General features: G+C 73.0%; 19 protein-coding genes and 1 pseudogene. 5 read left to right on the top strand and 15 right to left on the bottom strand.

Annotation, left to right across the window (positions count from 1 at the left end; genetic code table 11):
• Nucleotides 1–4 precede the first annotated feature (4 nt).
• Together ACTYVM_RS32135 and ACTYVM_RS32130 are read right to left on the bottom strand one after the other, a co-directional pair.
• Nucleotides 5–1,141, bottom strand: a complete 1,137-nt coding sequence (locus tag ACTYVM_RS32135) for an LCP family protein (protein ID WP_445529348.1) — start codon at nucleotides 1,139–1,141, stop codon at nucleotides 5–7.
• A 94-nt stretch (nucleotides 1,142–1,235) separates the two neighbouring features.
• Entirely contained in the window at nucleotides 1,236–2,261 is a 1,026-nt protein-coding gene (locus ACTYVM_RS32130) for a LacI family DNA-binding transcriptional regulator (protein ID WP_445529347.1), read from the bottom strand.
• Between the two features lie 131 nt (nucleotides 2,262–2,392).
• On the opposite strand from ACTYVM_RS32130, the gene ACTYVM_RS32125 reads away from it, so the two are divergent.
• From ACTYVM_RS32125 to ACTYVM_RS32110, 4 genes are read left to right on the top strand one after another with little or no spacing between them, the layout of a single operon-like run.
• Nucleotides 2,393–3,700, top strand: a complete 1,308-nt coding sequence (locus ACTYVM_RS32125) for an ABC transporter substrate-binding protein (RefSeq protein WP_445529346.1) — start codon at nucleotides 2,393–2,395, stop codon at nucleotides 3,698–3,700.
• Nucleotides 3,697–4,593: a carbohydrate ABC transporter permease gene (locus tag ACTYVM_RS32120; RefSeq protein ID WP_445529345.1), complete on the top strand. Its 897-nt coding sequence runs from the start codon at nucleotides 3,697–3,699 to the stop codon at nucleotides 4,591–4,593. Before ACTYVM_RS32125 ends, ACTYVM_RS32120 begins: the two co-directional genes overlap by 4 nt.
• Nucleotides 4,594–4,597: 4 nt before the next feature.
• Nucleotides 4,598–5,503: a carbohydrate ABC transporter permease gene (locus tag ACTYVM_RS32115; protein WP_445529344.1), complete on the top strand. Its 906-nt coding sequence runs from the start codon at nucleotides 4,598–4,600 to the stop codon at nucleotides 5,501–5,503.
• A gap of 58 nt (nucleotides 5,504–5,561) precedes the next feature.
• Nucleotides 5,562–7,886 (top strand): beta-xylosidase/alpha-l-arabinosidase, encoded by a 2,325-nt coding sequence (locus ACTYVM_RS32110; protein ID WP_445529343.1) that lies wholly within the window; start codon nucleotides 5,562–5,564, stop codon nucleotides 7,884–7,886.
• Nucleotides 7,887–7,896: 10 nt separating this feature from the next.
• Here ACTYVM_RS32110 and ACTYVM_RS32105 read toward each other — a convergent pair.
• The 5 genes and pseudogenes from ACTYVM_RS32105 to tsaB all read right to left on the bottom strand — a co-directional run.
• Nucleotides 7,897–8,328, bottom strand: a pseudogene (locus ACTYVM_RS32105) (IS200/IS605 family accessory protein TnpB-related protein); the annotation flags it as partial.
• 279 nt (nucleotides 8,329–8,607) lie between these two features.
• On the bottom strand, nucleotides 8,608–8,874 hold the full coding sequence (locus ACTYVM_RS32100) for a hypothetical protein (RefSeq protein WP_445529342.1): 267 nt from the start codon (nucleotides 8,872–8,874) through the stop codon (nucleotides 8,608–8,610).
• On the bottom strand, nucleotides 8,871–9,989 hold the full coding sequence (tsaD, locus tag ACTYVM_RS32095; RefSeq protein WP_445529341.1) for a tRNA (adenosine(37)-N6)-threonylcarbamoyltransferase complex transferase subunit TsaD: 1,119 nt from the start codon (nucleotides 9,987–9,989) through the stop codon (nucleotides 8,871–8,873). Before tsaD ends, ACTYVM_RS32100 begins: the two co-directional genes overlap by 4 nt.
• Nucleotides 9,982–10,512: a ribosomal protein S18-alanine N-acetyltransferase gene (gene rimI / locus ACTYVM_RS32090; protein ID WP_445529340.1), complete on the bottom strand. Its 531-nt coding sequence runs from the start codon at nucleotides 10,510–10,512 to the stop codon at nucleotides 9,982–9,984. Before rimI ends, tsaD begins: the two co-directional genes overlap by 8 nt.
• Nucleotides 10,509–11,162 (bottom strand): tRNA (adenosine(37)-N6)-threonylcarbamoyltransferase complex dimerization subunit type 1 TsaB, encoded by a 654-nt coding sequence (gene tsaB / locus ACTYVM_RS32085; RefSeq protein ID WP_400032866.1) that lies wholly within the window; start codon nucleotides 11,160–11,162, stop codon nucleotides 10,509–10,511. Before tsaB ends, rimI begins: the two co-directional genes overlap by 4 nt.
• Before the next feature lie 112 nt (nucleotides 11,163–11,274).
• Between tsaB and ACTYVM_RS32080 the strand changes: the two genes are divergently transcribed.
• A complete protein-coding gene (locus ACTYVM_RS32080; protein WP_445529339.1) occupies nucleotides 11,275–11,832 on the top strand; it encodes a hypothetical protein in 558 nt (185 codons plus the stop codon).
• 135 nt (nucleotides 11,833–11,967) lie between these two features.
• Here ACTYVM_RS32080 and ACTYVM_RS32075 read toward each other — a convergent pair whose 3' ends face one another.
• The 8 genes from ACTYVM_RS32075 to ACTYVM_RS32040 all read right to left on the bottom strand — a co-directional run bounded on the left by ACTYVM_RS32075 (nucleotide 11,968) and on the right by ACTYVM_RS32040 (nucleotide 18,930).
• The gene (locus ACTYVM_RS32075; protein ID WP_445529338.1) at nucleotides 11,968–12,168 is read right to left on the bottom strand and encodes a hypothetical protein; all 201 of its coding nucleotides are present in this window, start codon (nucleotides 12,166–12,168) and stop codon (nucleotides 11,968–11,970) included.
• Nucleotides 12,169–12,295: 127 nt separating this feature from the next.
• Nucleotides 12,296–12,817 carry a tRNA (adenosine(37)-N6)-threonylcarbamoyltransferase complex ATPase subunit type 1 TsaE gene (tsaE, locus tag ACTYVM_RS32070; RefSeq protein ID WP_445529337.1) on the bottom strand — a complete coding sequence of 174 codons (522 nt, stop codon included), beginning with the start codon at nucleotides 12,815–12,817 and terminating at the stop codon, nucleotides 12,296–12,298.
• Complete coding sequence (locus ACTYVM_RS32065; protein ID WP_445529336.1) at nucleotides 12,783–14,039, bottom strand: alpha/beta fold hydrolase; 1,257 nt, start codon at nucleotides 14,037–14,039, stop codon at nucleotides 12,783–12,785. The genes tsaE and ACTYVM_RS32065 overlap by 35 nt, the downstream gene beginning before the upstream one ends.
• Before the next feature lie 131 nt (nucleotides 14,040–14,170).
• Nucleotides 14,171–15,397, bottom strand: coding sequence for an alanine racemase (gene alr, locus ACTYVM_RS32060; protein WP_445529335.1), 1,227 nt, complete (start codon nucleotides 15,395–15,397; stop codon nucleotides 14,171–14,173).
• 298 nt (nucleotides 15,398–15,695) lie between these two features.
• Nucleotides 15,696–17,150, bottom strand: coding sequence for an NAD(P)H-hydrate dehydratase (locus ACTYVM_RS32055; protein ID WP_445529334.1), 1,455 nt, complete (start codon nucleotides 17,148–17,150; stop codon nucleotides 15,696–15,698).
• 69 nt (nucleotides 17,151–17,219) lie between these two features.
• Nucleotides 17,220–17,591, bottom strand: a complete 372-nt coding sequence (locus tag ACTYVM_RS32050; RefSeq protein ID WP_445529333.1) for a holo-ACP synthase — start codon at nucleotides 17,589–17,591, stop codon at nucleotides 17,220–17,222.
• 111 nt (nucleotides 17,592–17,702) lie between these two features.
• The gene (locus tag ACTYVM_RS32045; RefSeq protein ID WP_445529332.1) at nucleotides 17,703–18,167 is read right to left on the bottom strand and encodes a type II toxin-antitoxin system VapC family toxin; all 465 of its coding nucleotides are present in this window, start codon (nucleotides 18,165–18,167) and stop codon (nucleotides 17,703–17,705) included.
• Nucleotides 18,154–18,930 carry a hypothetical protein gene (locus ACTYVM_RS32040; protein WP_445529331.1) on the bottom strand — a complete coding sequence of 259 codons (777 nt, stop codon included), beginning with the start codon at nucleotides 18,928–18,930 and terminating at the stop codon, nucleotides 18,154–18,156. Before ACTYVM_RS32040 ends, ACTYVM_RS32045 begins: the two co-directional genes overlap by 14 nt.
• Between the last annotated feature and the right edge of the window lie 30 nt (nucleotides 18,931–18,960).

The following is an 18,960-nucleotide window of genomic DNA, read 5'->3' as shown; positions in this document are numbered from 1 at the left end:
CCGCTCACCGCAGCGACGTCCACAGGTCGTCCGCGTCCGGCTCCTTCGCCACCACCCGGTTGGGGTTCCACGGGGCCGTCACCACCGGCATGGTCACCGTCTCCACGTTCTGCGCCGACAGCCCCCTGAGGCTCTGGCCGAGGGTCGTCAGTTCGCCCAGCGAGTCGAGTCCCGTGTCGGTGGTCAGGCTGCCGGTCACCGCGTCGGCGACCCGGTAGAGCCCGGCGGGGTCGTCCAGCAGGCCGGAGTCGGAGATCTCCTCCAGCAGCGCCTTGACCAGCGTCTGCTGGAGGCCTATGCGGCCCAGGTCGCTGCCGTCGCCCACGCCGTACCGGGTGCGGGCCAGGGCGAGGGCCTCGGTTCCCTTCAGGTGGTGGGTGCCGGCCTTCAGGTGCAGATGGCTCTTGTCGTCGTCGATGTCCTGCTCGGTGGTGACGGTGACCCCGCCCATCGCGTCCACCAGCTTCGCGAAGCCGGAGAAGTCGATCTCGACGTAGTGGTCCATGCGGATGCCGGTGAGCGTCTCGACCGTCTTGACCGCGCACACCGGTCCGCCCACCGAGTACGCGCTGTTGAACATGGTGTAGTGGGCCTCCGCCGTGGAGCCGCCGGACTCCAGCGGGCAGGACGGGCGGGTCACCAGCGTGTCGCGCGGGATGCTCACCACGGTGGCCGAGGTCCGGCCCGCGTCGATGTGCACGATCATCGCGGTGTCGGAGCGGGCGCCCTCGCTGTCGCCGCCGCCGAGTTGCTTGTTCTGCTTGCCGCTGCGCGAGTCCGAGCCGAGGACCAGGATGTTGAGGGCCCCGCTGGGCAGGGTGGCCGTCCCGGCCGACGGTGCCGTGGCCGCTCTCGGCGGGCGGTCGTCCCCGAGCGCGCTGTTGATGTCGACACTCTTGATGTTCTGGTTCAGGTGCCAGTAGGCCAGGCCCGCCGCGGCGACGCCCAGTGCCAGGACGCCCGCCAGGCCGAGGCCCACGGCCTTCAGGGCCCGTGACCGCCGGCCGGCCCCTCCGCCCGCGTCCCCTCCGCCCGCGTCCCCTCCGCCCGCGTCCCCTCCACCTGCGTCCCCGCTGTCGCCGTCGCCGTCGGCCCGACCGCTGTCATGTCCCCTGTTGTGTCCCCTCACGGGGAGGAACATACGTCCGACTCATGAGGAGCCCGACAGGGGGAGGCGCCCACGACCGATTTCTTCGGAAAATCTCATCTTCTTTGAAACTTTTGGCACTTGGGCCTCACTTCGCGGGCGGCGCCGTGCTGCTGCGCACCACCAGGGTCGTGGCCAGCTCCACCCGGGTCGCCACTGACGCCTCCTCGCGCCCGAGGTCCAGCACCAGCTTCGCCGCCGCCTCCGCCATCTCCGTCAGCGGCTGGCGCACGGTCGTCAGCGGCGGCCCGACCCAGTGCGCCACCGGCAGGTCGTCGAAGCCGACCACGCTCAGATCCTCCGGGACGCGCAGGCCCAGTTCGCGCGCCGCCTCGTACACGCCGAGCGCCTGGAGGTCGTTGCCCGCGAACACGGCGGTCGGCCGGTCCTCGCGGCGCAGCAGCTTCAGGCCCAGCCGGTAGCCGGCCTCGTGGTGGAAGTCGCCGGTCACGATCAGCGAGGGGTCCACCGGCAGTCCGGCCGTCTCCAGCGCGGCCCGGTAGCCGTCGACCCGGGCGCGGCTGCACATCATCCGGGAGGGCCCGCTGATCGCGCCGATGCGGGTGTGCCCGAGCTCCACCAGATGCCGGGTGGCGGCTAGACCGCCCTGCCAGTTGGTGGCGCCGATCGAGGGCACGTCGGCGCCGGGGTCACCGGCCGGGTCCATCACCACGAACGGGATGGAGCGGCTGGTCAGCAGCGCCCGCTGGGACTCGTCGAGCCCGGACAGCACCAGGATCACCCCGTGCGGGCGGCGGGCGGCGACCTGGTCGGCCCAGGTCCGCCCGGGGGTCAGCCGGCCCGCGCTCTCGGAGAGCACGACGCTCAGCCCCGCGTCCCGCGCCACGTTCTCCACGCCCCGGATGACCTCCATCGCCCAGGCGCTCTCCAGCTCGTGGAAGACCACGTCGATCAGGGGCGACCGGGTCGCCTCCGCCCGCCTGCGCCGGTAGCCGTGAGCGCGCAGCAGCTCCTCGACCCGAGAACGGGTGGTCGGGGCGACATCGGCACGGCCGTTGAGAACCTTCGAAACAGTCGGAGCCGACACCCCGGCCTCGCGGGCGATCTCGGCGAGCGTGGCAGTCTGCGTTGCTGCGGTCTTCGTCGGCTTCATGGCCGCGATCGTATCTCTGCGCGACCCCTTGACGAACCCCCTCCCCGGCCATAAGTTCCCGGAACATTCGAAGTACCACACGAAACATTCGGACATTCGGACACACGACATTCGTGAGAGGTGCCGTCAACATGGAGTCCTACAGCAGGCGCTGGTTCCTCGGCGCCGGCGCCACCACCCTCATCTCCGCCGGGCTCACCGCCTGCGGTTCCGGCAGCGGCTCCGGCAGTTCGGGCGACACGCTCACGGCGATCGTGTACGGCGACGACGAGGCGAAGCTGCAGGCCACGGCCGTCAAGCGGTTCAACGCCTCGGCCGAGGCCAAGAAGGCGAAGGGCACGGTCAAGCTGGAGAAGGTGCCGGCCTCGGACTACCCGGCCAAGCTGCGCACCGCGATGGGCTCGCCCCACGCCCCGGACATCTTCTTCAACTGGGGCGGCGGCTCCATCAAGGCGTACAAGGACGCCGGCCAGCTGATCGACCTCACCGACATCATCGAGTCCGACGCGGTCCTCAAGGACGGCTTCCTGCCCTCCGTGCTCGCGGCCGGCGCGCTCAGCGGACGCAACTACGGCATACCGATGCGCGGTATGCAGCCGGTGATGGTCTTCTACAACAAGACCCTCTTCGCCCAGCACAAGCTCCAGCCGCCCACCACCTGGGACCAGCTGCTCGACATCAACGCCAAGCTGAAGAAGGCGAACATCACCCCGTTCGCACTCGGCGGCGCCGACATCTGGCCCGAGCTGATGTGGCTCGAGTACCTCGTCGACCGCATCGGCGGTCCCGACGTCTTCGAGAAGATCAAGAACGGCGACTCCGCCGGCTGGGGCGACCCGGCCGTCCTCAAGGCCGCCGAGACGGTCAAGCAGCTCGTCGACGACGGCGCCTTCGGCAAGGGCTACAGCTCGGTGGCGTACAACGACCACGGCGCGCCCGCGCTCCTCGCCAAGGGCAAGGCGGCCATGCACCTGATGGGCTCGTGGGAGTACTCCACGCAGCTCGGCGTGTTCCCGGACTTCGCCAAGAAGGACCTGGGCTGGTTCGCGTTCCCGGAGTACGAGGGCGGCGCCGGCGACATCCGCAACGTCGTCGGCAACCCGACCAACTACTGGTCGGTGAACTCCCGTACGTCCAACAAGGACGCGGCGATGGCCTTCCTGCGGACGTGCGCCTCCGAGGAGTACGCCAAGGAGCTGATCGCCAACGGCAGCATCCCGACCACGTCCAACGCGGCCAACCTGCTGGACGCCTCCCCCAACCCCGAGTTCGCCAAGTTCCAGTACCAGATGGTGCAGCAGGCGCCCGCCTTCACCCTGAGCTGGGACCAGGCGGTCGACCCGAACGTCTCCACGCCGATGCTCACCGAGATCAACAAGCTGTTCGTGGGCAAGTCCAGCCCGAGCCAGTTCGTATCCGCGCTCCAGGGGCTGAAGTGAGCTTGACGGTCTCCACCCGGACGAAGGGCAGGCCCGGGAAGGGCGTGCGGGCAGGCCGCCCGCACGCCGCCTGGGCCCTGCCCGGCGTTCTGTTCTTCGCCTTCTTCGCCGTCGCCCCGATGGCCCTGGCCTTCTACCTGTCCTTCACCAAGTGGAACGGCCTGGGCGACCCCGAACCGGTAGGCCTGGACAACTGGCAGAAACTGCTGCACGACCCGCGTCTGAGCCAGTCGCTGACGGTGACCGTGCTGCTCACCGTCGTCAGCTGGGCCTTCCAGACGGTGATCTCGCTGCTGCTGGGCGTGTGGGCGGCGGGCCACCAGCGCAACCGGGCGGTGCTGTCGGCGATCTTCTTCACGCCGTTCCTGCTGTCCTCGACGGCGATCGCACTGCTGTTCTACGCCCTGCTCAACCCGAACTTCGGCATCATCCACGCCGACACGTTCGGCTCGACGTCCGGCGCCTTCCTCGCGATCGTCTTCGTCGGCGGCTGGCAGTTCATCCCCTTCCACACCCTGATCTACCAGGGCGGAGCGCGCCAGATCCCCGAGGTCCTCTACCAGGCCGCGGCCATCGACGGCGCCGGCCGCTACCGCCAGTTCTTCTCGATCACCCTGCCCCAGCTGCGCAACACGGCGACCACGTCCAGCGTGCTGATGATCGTCGGCTCGCTCACGTACTTCGAGACCGTCCTGATCCTGACCCAGGGCGGCCCGGGCACGGACACCGCGATCCTGCCGTACCTGATGTACGAGGCGGGCTTCAAGAGCTACGACTTCGGCTACGCGAGCGCCGTCGCGTCCTTCCTCGTCGTGGCCGCCACCGCGCTGTCGCTGCTGCTGGTCCGGCTGACCGGCTTCGGCGCCATGCGCAGCACCAGGGAAGGAATGTGACGCGATGTCACACGACACGCTGCCGCGCCCTGAGAAGCGGATCACCCGGACGCCGGTGACCGCGGGCCCCGCGCACCGGCGCCACCGCCACTGGACGAGGCGCCCCAACCCGCTGGCCGGCCTCGGCTCGGTCGTCTGGCTGGTCGTCGTGCTCATCCCGATCTACGCGATGATCGCGACGTCGCTGACCCACCAGGACGAGAGCCTGGGCGGCAACGCCCTCGACCCGCCCAGGCACCCGACCCTGGAGAACTACAACACCGTCCTGCACAACGGCTTCGGCCACCTCCTCGCCAACACGATGATCGCCGCGGCGGCGGTCGTGGCCATCGTCCTCGTGCTGTGCGTCCCGCTCGCCTACGTGGCCGTCCGCACCCGCAGCTTCTGGTCGGGGGCGGCCTTCCGGCTGTTCCTGCTCGGGGTCGCGATCCCGGCCCAGGCGGTCGTCGTCCCGCTCTATCTGATGATCGCCAAGCTGGACCTCTACGACAGCCTGCTCGCGGTCATCCTGCCGACGGCGGCGTTCGCGATGCCGGTCTCGACGCTCATCCTCACCGGCACCCTGCGGGACATCTCCGAGGAGATGTACGAGGCGATGGCCCTGGACGGCGCCTCCCCCACACGGATGCTGTTCCAGCTGGTCATCCCGATGTCCAAGGGCGGCATCAGCACGGTCGTCGTCTTCTCGGCCCTCCAGGCCTGGAACGGCTTCCTCTTCCCGCTGATCTTCACCCAGTCCGACGGCCCGCGCGTGCTGACCCTCGGCCTGTTCAACTACGTCAGCGAGTTCGGCGTGAACATCCCCGCCCTGCTCGCCTCGGTCGTCCTCTCCGGCATCCCGATCTTCGCCGTCTACCTGGTGGCCCGGCGGGCTCTCGTGGGCGGCCTGATGGGCGTGGGCGGCAAGTGAGCCAGGCCGGACCGGGGCGGCCGAATCCCCCCTCTGCAACAGACCCGACAGGAGTTTCATGACCACCGCCCCCTGGCGCGACCCCGCCCTGCCGGCCGCCACCCGCGTCGACGACCTGCTCTCCCGGATGACCCTCGAGGAGAAGGTCGCCCAGCTGTACGGCGTGTGGGTGGGTGCCGCGACGGACGGCGGCGGTGTCGCTCCGCACCAGGAGCAGATGAACACGGACTACGACTGGGACGAGCTGATCACGCTCGGCCTGGGCCAGCTCACCCGCTCCTTCGGTACCGCCCCCGTGGACCCGACGCTGGGCGCGCAGGCACTGGCCCGCGCCCAGCGCCGGATCACGGAGGCCGGCCGCTTCGGCATCCCCGCGGTCGCCCACGAGGAGTGCCTGGCGGGCTTCACGGCCTGGGGCGCGACCGCCTACCCGGTCCCACTGGCATGGGGCGCCACGTTCGATCCCGCGCTGGTGGAGGAGATGGCCGGCCGTATCGGCCGGGACATGCGCTCGGTGGGCGTGCACCAGGGGCTCGCCCCCGTCCTGGACGTGGTCCGCGACCTGCGCTGGGGCCGGGTCGAGGAGACCATCGGCGAGGACCCGTACCTGGTCGGCACGGTCAGCAGCGCCTACGTGCGGGGCCTGGAGTCGGCGGGCATCGTGTCCACCCTGAAGCACTTCGCCGGGTACGCCTCCTCCTCGGGCGCCCGCAACCTGGCCCCGGTCCGGGCCGGCACCCGGGAGTTCGCGGACGTCACGCTCCCGCCCTTCGAGATGGCGCTGCGCGAGGGCGGCGCGCGCTCGGTGATGGCCGCGTACACGGAGACGGACGGCGTCCCGGCCTCCGCGGACCCGTACCTGCTCACCGAACTCCTGCGCGATCAGTGGGGCTTCACCGGAACGGTGGTCTCCGACTACTTCGCCCTGGACTTCCTGCAGACCCTGCACCGGGTCGCCGGCACCCCCACCGAGTCCGCGCACCTGGCCCTGGCCGCCGGGATCGACGTCGAACTGCCGACGCTGAAGTGCTACGGCAAGGAGCTGGTGGCGGCGGTACGGGAAGGCACGGTCGCCCAGTCACTGGTGGACCGTGCGGCCCGCCGCGTACTGCTCCAGAAGTGCGAACTGGGCCTGCTGGACGAGGACTGGGCCGCGGACGCCCCGCCCGAGTCCGTCGACCTGGACTCGGCGGGGAACCGGGCCGTGGCCCGCCGCGTGGCCGAGGAGTCGGTGGTGCTGCTGGCCAACCCGGACGGCCTGCTGCCGCTGGCGCCGGAGACCCGGATCGCGGTGGTCGGCCCGCGGGCGGCGGACGCCCTGGCGATGCTGGGCTGCTACTCCTTCCCCTCCCACGTGGGCACCCAGCACCCCGAGGTGCCCATGGGCATCGAGATCCCCACCCTGCTGGACTCCCTGCGCGGCGAACTGCCCGACGCGAAGGTGACGTTCACGGAGGGCTGCGGCGTCCTGGAGCCGGACACCTCCGGCTTCGAGGAGGCGGTCGCCAGGGCGCGGGAGGCGGACGTGTGCGTGGCCGTCCTCGGCGACCGCTCGGGCCTGTTCGGCCGGGGCACGTCGGGCGAGGGCTGCGACGTGGCGGACCTCGCCCTGCCCGGCGTGCAGGGCGAGCTGCTGGACGCGCTGGTGGAGACGGGCGTCCCCGTCGTCCTCGTCCTGCTCACCGGCCGCCCCTACGCGCTCGGCCGCTGGGACGGCCGGCTCGGCGCGGCCGTCCAGGCGTTCTTCCCGGGCGAGGAGGGCGGCCCGGCGGTCGCGGGCGTCCTGTCGGGCCGCGTGAACCCCTCGGGCCGGCTGCCGGTGAGCGTGCCGCGCGGGCCCGGCGGCCAGCCGTGGACGTACCTCCAGCCGCCGCTGGGCCTGGCGGGCGAGGTGAGCAGCCTCGACCCGACCCCGCTGTACCCGTTCGGACACGGGGTGTCCTACACGACGTTCGCGTGGTCGGACTTCCAGGGCAACGATGTCATCGGGACCGGCGCGGAGATCGGCACGGACGGCTCGTACGACGTGTCGCTCGCCGTGCGCAACACCGGTGACCGGGCCGGGGCGGAGGTCGTGCAGCTGTACCTGCACGACCCGGTGGCCTCGGTGACCCGCCCGGACGTCCGCCTGGTCGGCTACCAGCGACTGGAGCTGGACCCCGGCGAGTCCCGCCGGGTGACCTTCCGCTTCCACGCCGACCTGTCGGCGTTCACCGACCGCACGGGCCGGCGGGTGGTGGAGCCGGGCGCCCTGGAACTGCGGCTGGCCACCTCGTCGTCGGACGTCCGCCACACGGCGCACCTGACCCTGACGGGTCCGGTGCGCGAAGTGGGCGCGGAGCGCCGCCTGCACTGCGAGACGGACGTCTCGCCGACGCCCTGACCCACCATTCCTACGGACTGAGCGGGAGTGAGTCCTGGTGCCAGGGCTCGTGCTCAGCCGTGTGCCCCGAACGGTTGTGAGCACTCCCCCAGCTTCGCCGGGGGGACCCCAGGTCGCCCGCTTTCGCTCCGCGTCCGGCGCCTGCGGATCGTGTCCGTGGTCCGGGGATGCGGGGGCGGGGTCCCTCACGCCCCGGGCTGCCCGATGCGGCCTGGACGGTCCGATGCCCCACCGCATCACTCCTGTGCGGTGGGGGCGGTGCCGTCCGTCGCCGGATCGGGCATCCCAGGGCGCGCCTTCCGATCGCCACGGCAGCAGCATCGTGCCGCGTGGGCTTGCGCGTCGTACTCGTGAGCGGTTTCTGCCAGTGCTGGGCGCCCCAGCGGCTGGTGTAGGCCGGGTCGACGGCGACGACGGTGACACCGAGCTCGGCGGCCATCGAGGGGTGCAGGGGGCAGAGCCCCCGCCGGGGCCTGGGGCGGGGCCCCGGGGGTGGGACCTCTCAGTCCACCGAGACGGGTGGGTGGGCGAGACCACAACGAAAAACCCCGCCCCGGACGAACCGGAGGCGGGGTTTCATCGAGCGCCGGGCAGGCCTTGCACCTGCATTTCCCCGCAGGAAGCGGGGCGTCTTTCCTTGGACCACCAACGCACTGCTCGCGGGCCTTTGTTGGCCGCTTGCGTGTCATGATCATAGCCCACCAGGAGGGCAGCAGGCCAATCAGCCGCCCTGGCCCCCGCCGACCGACTCGAACCGCCACCGATGCACGGCCCGCGTGACCAACTCACCGTCCGGCTCGGGAAGTTCCGGCAGGTCGGCGGTGAACTCCGCGTCCCACCAGGTGATGACCAGGACCCGGTCCTGCGGGGCACGGAAGGTCTCCCGTCGCAGGGGCGGCGGCGAGAGCTCCTGCCGCCGCGCCCAGGCGAGGAGTTCCTCCCCCCGACCCGCGGCCGCCCGCGCCTCCCACATCAGCGCCACCGTCACGGGTACAGGTTCTCCTTGCTGACCTCGTGCACATGGTCGTGCGTGTGCCCGGTGCCGTGCCCGGTGCCCGGCACATGCGGATCCGTCACGGGCAGGGACGAGTCCGCCGACAGGTCCCAGTCGGAGGCCGCACGGCCCCGGCTGACCATCTCCGCGCCCAGCGCCGCCACCATCGCGCCGTTGTCCGTGCACAGCTTGGGCCGGGGCACCCGCAGCCGGATCCCGGCCGCCTCGCACCGCTCCTGGGCCAGGGCCCGCAGCCGCGAGTTCGCGGCCACGCCGCCGCCGATCATCAGGTGGTCGACGCCCGCGTCCTTGCAGGCCCGTACGGCCTTGCGGGTCAGCACGTCCACCACCGCCTCCTGGAAGGACGCGGCCACGTCACGCACCGGCACCTCCTCGCCGGCCGCCCGCTTGGCCTCGATCCAGCGGGCCACCGCCGTCTTCAGACCGGAGAAGGAGAAGTCGTAGGCGGGGTCGCGCGGACCGGTCAGCCCGCGCGGGAAGGCGATCGCCCCCGGGTCGCCCTCCCGTGCGTACCGGTCGATGACCGGCCCGCCCGGGAAGCCCAGGTCCAGCACGCGCGCGATCTTGTCGAAGGCCTCGCCCGCCGCGTCGTCGATCGTCGCCCCCATGGGCCGTACGTCCGCGGTGATGTCCGTGGACAGCAGCAGCGAGGAGTGCCCGCCGGACACCAGCAGCGCCATCGTGGGCTCCGGCAGCGGGCCGTGCTCCAACTGGTCCACGCAGATGTGCGAGGCGAGGTGGTTGACACCGTACAGCGGCTTGCCCAGGGCGTAGGCGTACGCCTTGGCCGCCGAGACGCCGACGAGCAGGGCGCCGGCCAGACCGGGTCCCGCGGTGACCGCGATGCCGTCCAGGTCACGGGCGCTGACCCCCGCCTCCTTCAGCGCGCGCTCGATGGTCGGCACCATCGCCTCCAGATGGGCCCGGGACGCCACCTCCGGGACGACCCCGCCGAACCGCGCGTGCTCGTCCACGCTGGAGGCGACCGCGTCGGCCAGCAGGGTGGTGCCGCGGACGATGCCGACGCCGGTCTCGTCGCAGGAGGTCTCGATGCCGAGGACGAGCGGCTCGTCCCTCAAGTCAGTCATGGATCTCGGTTCCTTGTACACCGTTGACGGAGGTTGCCGGGTCGGACAGGCGCATCACCACGGCGTCCACGTTCCCCGGCTGGTAGTAGCCGCGCCGGAAGCCGATGGGCTCGAAGCCGAAGCGCTCGTAGAGCTTCTGCGCGCGGACGTTGTCCACGCGGCACTCGAGCATCACCTCCGCGCACTCGAAGGCGGTCGCGGCCCGCAGCAGCTCGGTCAGCAGCCGGGCGCCGAGCCCGGTGCCCCAGTGGTCGCGGGCGACGGCGATGGTCTGCACGTCGCCCTGCCCGCCGGAGGCGACCAGTCCGGCGTACCCGACGAGCCGGCCGTCCTCCTCGGCCACCAGGTAGCGCCGGGTCGCCTCCGGGCCCCTGGAGTGCGCCAGCTCGGACCAGAACATGCCCCTGGACCAGGCGTCCTCGGGGAACAGGGCCTTCTCCAGTTCCAGCACCGGGTCGATGTCCCACCAGCGCATCTCGCGCAGCACGCACCGGGCAGACCCGGTCGTCGTCTGTCCCGTCACTTCGGGGTGACCACCTTGTAGTTCTTGGGCACCTGGGCGTCCGGCCTGCGCAGGTACAGCGGCCGGGGCGCGGGCAGCTCCTGCCCGGCGGCCAGCCGCTCGGCGGCCAGCGAGGCGAGGGCGGCGGCCGACACGTGCTCGGGCTCGTGCGCCTGCGGGAAGGTCTCGGGGTACAGCAGCGCGCCCGCGCCGACCGCGGGCAGTCCCCTGACCCGGTCGGCGATGTCGGCGGGCCGGTCCACGGCCGGGTCGGTGACCCGGGTGCGCGAGTCGGTGTAGCGGGCCCAGTAGACCTCCTTGCGGCGGGCGTCGGTCGCCACGACGAAGGGGCCGGGGAGGTCGGCCGCGTAGGCGAGGCCGTCGAGCGTGCAGACGCCGTACACGGGCACGCCGAGGGCGAGTCCGAGGGTGTCGGCGGTCATCAGGCCGACGCGCAGGCCGGTGTACGGACCGGGTCCGACGCCGGCGACGACGCCCGTGACGGCGTCCAGCTTGAGCCCGGCCTCGGCGAGCACCCGGTCGACGGCCGGCAGCAGGAGCTCTCCGTGCCGGCGCGCGTCCACCTGGCTGGAGGAGGCGATGACGGCCGTACCGTCGTGCAGGGCGACGGTGACGGCGGGGGTGGCGGTATCCAGAGCGAGCAAGAGCACGCAAACAGCCTACGGCTCCCGCGCCCGCGGCACGGCCGCCCCGGTCGGGCGGATCGCGGCTGCTACGGTCGCCGCGAGGCAGCTCGCACGACCGAGGCGGAGGTGGACGACCGTGGCACGGAGCAGTTCGGGGTTCGTGGCCGGGCTCACCGCCGCGGCCGTCGTCGTGGTCGGCTTCCTCGGCCACGAGGCGCGGGCGAACGCTCCGCGGAGCCTGAGCGGCCGGCCCGGCCCGACGGCGACGCACGCGGCGGGCGCCTCCAAGGCACCCCGGGACGAGCGGCACGCGGCCGCCCTGCCCGACGGCTCCGGGACCGGCGAACGGGTCGTGTACTCGCTGGACGACGACCGGGTGTGGCTGGTCGGCGCGGACGGGACGGTCCAGAACACCTTCGGGGTCAGCCCCGGCAACGTCGACCCGGCGCCGGGGACCTACGCGGTCGCGTCCCGTTCGAAGTCGATCACCGGGACGGACGGCGTCCCGGTGGAGCACGTCGTGCGCTTCACCAGCGCGGACGGTGTGGTCGTCGGCTTCAGCGCGGCGGTGCACGGCTCCTTGCCGACGCCCGACCCGGCGCTCAAGACCGGCGGCATCCGTGAGTCCCGGACGGACGGCGAGACGATGTGGATGTTCGCGACGATCGGCCAGAAGGTCGTCGTCATCCGCTAGGTCCTGTCACGACCAGCCACCGGATCAGAGCCCCCACTGGAGCGCGCCGGCCGCCGGTTCGGACCCCCTCGAGCGCGCGGCGCCCGCCGGGCACGCCGCCGCCGGGGCCCGTCGGCCGACAGTCATCCGATCGGGTTACGCCGCTTCACGGGTCTCCTCCGCCGTGCGGGGACCGGCCGGCTCGGCCGGGTCCGGGGCGCGCGGCGGCAGGGAGACCGCGTCGGCGGCGGCGCAGGAGGCCAGCAGGTCCCGCATGGACACACCGCCCGCCGGATACGGCCGCGGTTTCGGCTGGTGCCGCCGCTGCTGCCGCTCGTTGTTCTCCATGGCCGACATGGACGCCTCCTGGGGCCGGGGGCGGACGTGGTTAGGCACGCCTAACCACGAACTGAACACCATGTGACCACGCCCGGAGCACGCGCGCAAGGATTTGCCGACGTCCTGTCGGAAAGTCCGGCGGCGCTCAGGCGGTCAGAACGCCCAGGTCGGCGGTGACCCAGCGGTCCCCGATCCCCGTCACCGTCACGTGCCGCACCTCGTCGGTGGTGTCCCCGACGGCCCGGTGGATCAGGACCTGGAGCCGCTCGTCGGTCAGTTCCTCGACCTTGCCCTCGCCCCACTCCACGACGACCACCGAGTCCGGCAGCGACACGTCGAGGTCGAGGTCCTCCATCTCGTCGAGCCCGCCGGACAGCCGGTAGGCGTCGACGTGGACGAGCGGCGGCCCGTCGCCCAGCGACGGGTGCACACGGGCGATCACGAAGGTCGGGGAGGTGACGGCGCCGCGCACGTCCAGCCCCTCGCCGAGGCCGCGGGTCAGCGTGGTCTTGCCCGCGCCCAGCTCCCCGCTGAGCATCACGAGGTCGCCCGCGCGCAGCAGCTTGGCCAGACGGCGGCCCAGCTCGCGCATCTGCTCGGGGGCGTTGACGGTGATCTCCACGGCCCCGGGGTCAGCCGGGCTGTGCGGTGCTGCTGGTGCTTCCATGGTCCCCCACGGTAGTGCCTGCCGGGACCGCACCCGCGCGGGCGAGCAGGTCGGCGAGGCGGTCCGTGACGACCTCCGGACGCTCCAGGATCACCAGGTGCCCGGCGTCCGGGACCAGGACCAGCTCCGCGTCGGGGAGCAGTCCCGCGATGGCCTCGCTGTGCTCGCTGGGCGTGACCAGGTCCTGCACTCCGGCCAGGACCAGCACCGGCATGTCCGCGAAGAGGGCGAGGGCCTCGGTCTTGTCGTGGTCGGTGAAGGCCGGGTAGAACTCGGCGACCACGTCGATCGGCGTGCTCTCGATCATCCGCTCGGCGAACCGGGCGACCGCCGGGTCGATGTCGCGTCCGGCGAACGAGTACCGCTTGATGATGCCGGCGAACAGGTCCGCGGTGGCCCGCCGTCCCCTCTCCACCAGCTCGGCGCGCTGCCCGAGCGCCTTGAGCACGCCGGGGAGCACCCTGCGCACCGCGTTGACGCCGGCCACCGGCAGTCCGAAGTTGACCTCGCCGAGCCGCCCGGAGGAGGTGCCGACGAAGGCGGTGGCGACGACCCGCTCGCGGATCAGCTCGGGATACTGGTCGGCCAGCGCCATCATCGTCATGCCGCCCATGGAGTGCCCGACCAGCACGATCGGCCCCTCGGGCGCGGCGGCGTCGATGACGGCCTTCAGGTCGCGGCCGAGCTGGTCGATGGTCAGTTCCACGCCGTCGCGCGTCTGGGCCACGCCGCGCCCGGACCGGCCGTGGCTGCGCTGGTCCCAGTGCACGGTGCGGACGACGCCGCGCAGGGCGGCGCGCTGGAAGTGCCAGGAGTCCTGGCCGAGGCAGTAGCCGTGGCTGAAGACGACGGTGACGGGGGCGGGGGCCTTGCGGCCGAAGAGCCGCCGGCGGCGCGGGCCGAGGTTCGCGGTGGAGTCGGGGTCGATGTCGTCGACCTCGTAGTGGAGCTCGGTGCCGTCGTCGGCCAGGGCCTTGCCGGGTGTGCCGCGCAGGGCGCCGTAGGGGCCCACCGAGTCCAGGGCGAGCCGGGCCCTGCGCCGTATGCCGCGGCCGACGGTCATCCGCTCGATGGCGACCCCGGCGGCGGCGCCCGCCGCCACCACGCCTATCGCGGCGCCCGCGATGCCGGTCGCCCGCCGCCAGCCGCCGGCCGCCTCCGCGGCAGAGGCGACGGCCGCCGTGGCGGCTCTCGCGACGCCCCCCGCACTGCTCTCGCTCACGTACCGCTCCTCTGTTGCCGTCCTGCTGCCGTACTGCTGTTCGCTTCCGTGGCCGGCACCGGTCCCGGTGGGTGGGGAGGGTGCCGCCGCCCCGCGCGGGGTGCCGTGCCGCGGCCGGGTGTCCGCGTGGTTCAGCCGTCCCGCGTGTCCCGCTCCCCGCCCTCTGCCCGCTCCGGCCGCTCGCCGGCCTCGTCGACCTCGTTGACGTAGACGCGGGGGACGCGCGTGCCGATGCGCGTGACGATCTCGTACGCGATGGTGCCGGCGGCCTGCGCCCAGTCCTCGGCGGTGGGTTCGCCGCGGTCGCCGGGGCCGAAGAGCACGGCCTCGGAGCCGATCTCCGGCTCGTCCCCGCCCAGGTCGACCACGAACTGGTCCATGGCGACCCGTCCCGCGACCGTACGCCACTTGCCGCCGACCAGGACCGGCCCGGTGCCGGAGGCGTGGCGCGGGACGCCGTCCGCGTAGCCGACGGGCACCAGGCCGAGGGTGGTCTCGCCGGGGGTGGCGTAGTGGTGCCCGTAGCTGATGCCGTGGCCGCCGGGCACGTGCTTCACGAGGGCCAGTGAGGCGGACAGGGTCATGGCCGGGCGCAGCCCGAAGTCGGCCGGGGTGCCGAGTTCGGCGCTGGGCGAGACGCCGTAGACGGCGATCCCGGCGCGGACGAGGTCGAAGTGGCTCTCGGGGAGGGTGAGCGCGGCGGGCGAGTTGGCGATGTGCCGCACTTCCGGGCGCAGACCGCGCTGTTCGGCGTGGGCGATCATGTCGCGGAAGAGGGCGAGCTGCGCGGCGATGGAGGGGTGGCCCGGTTCGTCGGCGCAGGCGAAGTGGGACCACAGCCCGGTGACCCGGATGAGCCCCTCGGCCTCGGCGCGCAGCGCCTCGGCGACGAGTTCGGGCCAGTCGGCGGGCTGGCAGCCGTTGCGGCCGAGTCCGGTGTCGGCCTTCAGCTGCACGCGTGCGGGACGGCCGGCCTGCCGGGCGGCCTCCCGGACCTCCGCGAGGGCCCACATGCCGCTCACGGACAGGTCGAGGTCGGCCTCGATCGCCTCCCGCCAGGGCCCGCCCGGCGTCCACAGCCAGCACATGATCCGTGCCCGCGCGGGCGACAGACCGGCGGCGCGCAGGGCCAAGGCCTCCTCCGGCGTGGCGGTGCCGAGCCAGGTCGCCCCGGCTTCTACGGCCGCACGGGCGCACGGGAGCGCGCCGTGGCCGTAGGCGTCGGACTTGACGACGGCCATGACGGCGGCACCTGCCACGCGGCCGCGCAGGGCCCGCACGTTGGCGCGCACGGCGGCCAGATCGATCTCGGCACGGGCACGCAGCGGCGCCGTCGGTGGGTGTGCTGTGTCGTTCATCGCGCCCCCAGTGTCTCAGAGCCACCGGACGGCCTTTCGAGAACCGGGTCGGTGACCAACCCGCCCGCGTACCGCAAGTCGCCCCTTCGACCCACCGTCACACCCCGTCGGCACCACGTCCGCGGCCCGTCCGCAGCTCAGCCCCGCACATCCGCGGCCCGTCCGCAGCTCAGCCCCGCACATCCGCGGCCCGTCCACACCCCGCCCGCGACTCGGGCCCGCACGTGCGCGACCCACCCACGCCCCGCCCGCGATCCAGCCCCGCCCGTCCGCGGCCCGTCCGCGGCCCGTCCGCGGCTCAGTCGCGCACGTCCCGCACGTCCCGCACGTCCCGCCAGGCCAGCGGGATGGCCTCCGCCACGTCGTGGGCGCCGATCGGGGCGCCGTGGGCGGCGAGACGTCCGGCCAGCCCGTGCAGATAGGCCGCCGCGCTGCCCGCGTCGCGGGCGTGGAGACCGGCGGCCAGCAGGGAGCCGGAGAGGCCTGACAGGACGTCACCGCTGCCGGCGGTGGCGAGCCACGGCGTGCCGGTCGGGTTGACCCGTACCGGGCCTCCGTCCGGGTCGGCGACGAGTGTGGTGGAGCCCTTGAGGAGCACCGTGGCCCGGTAGCCGGCGGCGAGTTCGCGTACGGAGGCCAGCCGGGCGCCCTCGACCTGCTCGCGGGACACGCCGAGCAGGGCGGCGGCCTCCCCGGCGTGCGGGGTCATCAGGGTCGGGGCGGTACGGGCGCGTACGGCGTCGCGGTCGGCCAGCCGCAGCCCGTCCGCGTCGATCAGTACGGGCACGTCGGTCTCCAGCACCTCGGCGACGGTGGCCGCGTCGTCCCCGGCGCCCGGTCCCACCACCCACGCCTGCACGCGGCCCGCCTTGTGCGGCCCCTGGTCGGACACGAGCGTCTCCGGGAAGCGGGCGATGACCGCGTGCCCGGCCGGCCCGACGTATCGCACCGCGCCCGCCCCGCCGCGCAGCGCGCCGGACACGGCGAGCACGGCCGCGCCCGGGTAGCGGGCCGAGCCCGCCGCGATGCCGACGACGCCCCGCCGGTACTTGTCGCTCTCGGCGGCGGGCCGCGGCAGCAGCGCGGCCAGGTCGGCGTGCTGGAGCGCCTCCAGTTCGGCTTCGGCGGGCAGCTCGGGGCCCAGGCCGATGTCCACGAGGCGGACGGTGCCGGCGTACTCGCGGGCCGGGTCGACGAGCAGCCCGGGTTTGTGGGTGCCGAAGGTGACGGTCAGGTCGGCGCGCACGGCGGCGCCCAGCACCTCGCCGGAGTCCGCCTCCACCCCGCTCGGCAGGTCCACGGCGACGACGGCCGCCCCGGAGCGGGCCGCGCGCTCGGCCAGCGGCGCGGCATCGGCGCGCAGGCCGCCCTTGCCGCCGATGCCGACGATGCCGTCGACGACGAGGTCGGCCCGGTCGATCGCCTCCTCGGCGCCGCCGGCCCGGGCCACGCTCCCGCCCGCCCGGCGCAGCGCGGCGAGGCCCGCGGGATGGGTGCGGTCGGGCGCGAGCAGCACGGCGGTCACCCCGGCGCCGCGCCGGGCCAGCCGGGCCCCGGCGTACAGCGTGTCGCCGCCGTTGTCGCCGCTGCCGACCAGCAGCACCACCCGGCGCCCGTACACCCGCCCGAGCAAGTCCGCGCTCGCGGCGGCGAGTCCGGCGGCGGCCCGCTGCATGAGGGCGCCGTCGGGGAGCCTCGCCATGAGCGCGCGCTCGGCTGTCCTGACCGTCTCAACGCTGTACGCGGTACGCATGCCGTCGAGTCTGCCCCGGATCCGTCCGGTCCCGCACGCGGACCCGGCGGGCGCGCCGGCGCCGGGACGTCAGCCCTCCGCGACCACCACGGCCGAGGCCACTCCCGCGTCGTGGCTCAGGGACACGTGCCAGGAGCGGACGCCCAGTTCCGCGGCCCTGGCGGCGACCGTGCCGGTCACCCGCAGCCTTGGCCGGCCGGAGTCCTCGACGTACACCTCCGCGTCGGTCCACAGCAGCCCGGCCGGCGCGCCGAGCGCCTTGGCGAGCGCCTCCTTGGCGGCGAACCGGGCGGCCAGCGACGCCATGCCCCGGCGACCCCCGCTGGGCAGCAGCAACTCGCTCTCCACGAACAGCCGCGCCGCCAGCCCGGGCGTCCGCTCCAGCGACGCCGCGAACCGATCGATCTCGGCCACGTCGATACCGACCCCGATGATGCTCATGCGGAGCACCTTACGGGCCGCCCCTCACCTGCCGCGGCCCTCCCGAAGCGTGTGCGCCACCGGGACGTCGGCCTGCCCGTGCCCGGCGTTCACCACGTCACGTCCTCACTGTCAGTCGACTTCAGAGACCGGGAACAGCCCTGCGCCGCCGAACTCGAACGGCGTCCGCAGCAACACGCCCCCGCACACGTCTCCGGGTGTGAAGTCGCGGAAGTTGCGCGACACGTAGACCTCTGCCCGGGCGAAGATCGCGCACCCCAGGTGGATGGCGTCGAGCCCCTTGATCTTCGGCTTCTCGGCCGTGATGTCGTTGGCGATGAGGCCCACTCGACGGGTCACTTCCACCAGCGTGATGTAGGGCTCCTGGAGCAGGGTCCGGATATGGAGCCGATGGACACTGGCGGTGGTGCCACGCGCCTCGGCAAGAGTGACAGCGGACGTGTAGAGCCGTACATACCCGGCTTTGGCGGCCCGCAGCATGCTTTCGGCCTCGCGCGCGCTGCCCGTGCCCTGCGCCCAGTCGATGAAGCAGTTGCTGTCCAAGTAGACCGACTCGGGGCGGTCAGTTTCCCCCACGCAGAGCCTCCACATAGTCCACCGCGTCCTGGCCACCGGTCATGTCCGGCCAGAACCCCGCCCGCAGCTCGTCGTCCGAGAGCTGCGGCTCTGTCGGAAGGAGTTCGATCTCCGTCGCGCGCACCTGCACCACCTGCCCCTGTGCGTTCTCGGTGATCTCGCCGGTGACCTCCACCCGGTCACGCCGCCAGGCCCGCCGCAGCTCGGTGTCCAGATCATCACCGAAATAGACGGGAATCACTTCCCCGCCGACCTCGGTGCGCAGCACCGCCCGGGGACGGCGATGCTTTCCCTCCACCAGGCCGCTGAGACGTCCCCGCCGCGAACCGAACACTCGCAGGCGGGCACGCGTGGCGGCTTGCAGGTTGAACGCGGTCCTCTGTGTGACCTCAGCCGTCCGGACTTCGACGCCGTCCGCACGTACCGCGACGAACATGCCGACATCGGGCGATGCTCCGAGGGAGCGGGCAACCTGCCGCCCCAGCGACGCCGCACGGGCGGTCCACCCAACCGGGATGCGCTCTGCGGTCTCGGCTTCGCCCAGCCCGGCCACGGCGGTACGCAGCACCCGTTCCACGACCTGGTAGTCGGAGTGTTCGGCGATGCGCAGGGGCTCGAGGACACAGGTCACGCTGCCCAGCCTGAGCTCGTTGAAGGACCAGCGGGTGCCATGGCGGCTCGACTGCGCGGTCTCGCTGTTCTCCAGCTCGCGTAGCAGCGACAGCACACTCTGCACGGTGCGCAGCGACTCCTGGGCGTCCATGCCGGCGTGCGGACCTCGTAGCCTCAGTTC

It is taken from the genome of Streptomyces cyslabdanicus, from assembly GCF_052663305.1.
The sequence above is the reverse complement of the archived record's forward strand: the minus strand, read 5'-3'. Positions and strand labels throughout refer to the sequence as shown.

Coding starts and splice junctions, on each gene's coding strand:
- ACTYVM_RS32135 (WP_445529348.1), bottom strand. CDS start 1,141: ATGTTCCTCCCCGTGAGGGGACACAACAGGGGACATGACAGCGGTCGG.
- ACTYVM_RS32130 (WP_445529347.1), bottom strand. CDS start 2,261: ATGAAGCCGACGAAGACCGCAGCAACGCAGACTGCCACGCTCGCCGAG.
- ACTYVM_RS32125 (WP_445529346.1), top strand. CDS start 2,393: ATGGAGTCCTACAGCAGGCGCTGGTTCCTCGGCGCCGGCGCCACCACC.
- ACTYVM_RS32115 (WP_445529344.1), top strand. CDS start 4,598: ATGTCACACGACACGCTGCCGCGCCCTGAGAAGCGGATCACCCGGACG.
- ACTYVM_RS32110 (WP_445529343.1), top strand. CDS start 5,562: ATGACCACCGCCCCCTGGCGCGACCCCGCCCTGCCGGCCGCCACCCGC.
- tsaD (WP_445529341.1), bottom strand. CDS start 9,989: ATGACTGACTTGAGGGACGAGCCGCTCGTCCTCGGCATCGAGACCTCC.
- ACTYVM_RS32075 (WP_445529338.1), bottom strand. CDS start 12,168: ATGTCGGCCATGGAGAACAACGAGCGGCAGCAGCGGCGGCACCAGCCG.
- tsaE (WP_445529337.1), bottom strand. CDS start 12,817: ATGGAAGCACCAGCAGCACCGCACAGCCCGGCTGACCCCGGGGCCGTG.
- alr (WP_445529335.1), bottom strand. CDS start 15,397: ATGAACGACACAGCACACCCACCGACGGCGCCGCTGCGTGCCCGTGCC.
- ACTYVM_RS32055 (WP_445529334.1), bottom strand. CDS start 17,150: ATGCGTACCGCGTACAGCGTTGAGACGGTCAGGACAGCCGAGCGCGCG.
- ACTYVM_RS32050 (WP_445529333.1), bottom strand. CDS start 17,591: ATGAGCATCATCGGGGTCGGTATCGACGTGGCCGAGATCGATCGGTTC.
- ACTYVM_RS32040 (WP_445529331.1), bottom strand. CDS start 18,930: ATGGACGCCCAGGAGTCGCTGCGCACCGTGCAGAGTGTGCTGTCGCTG.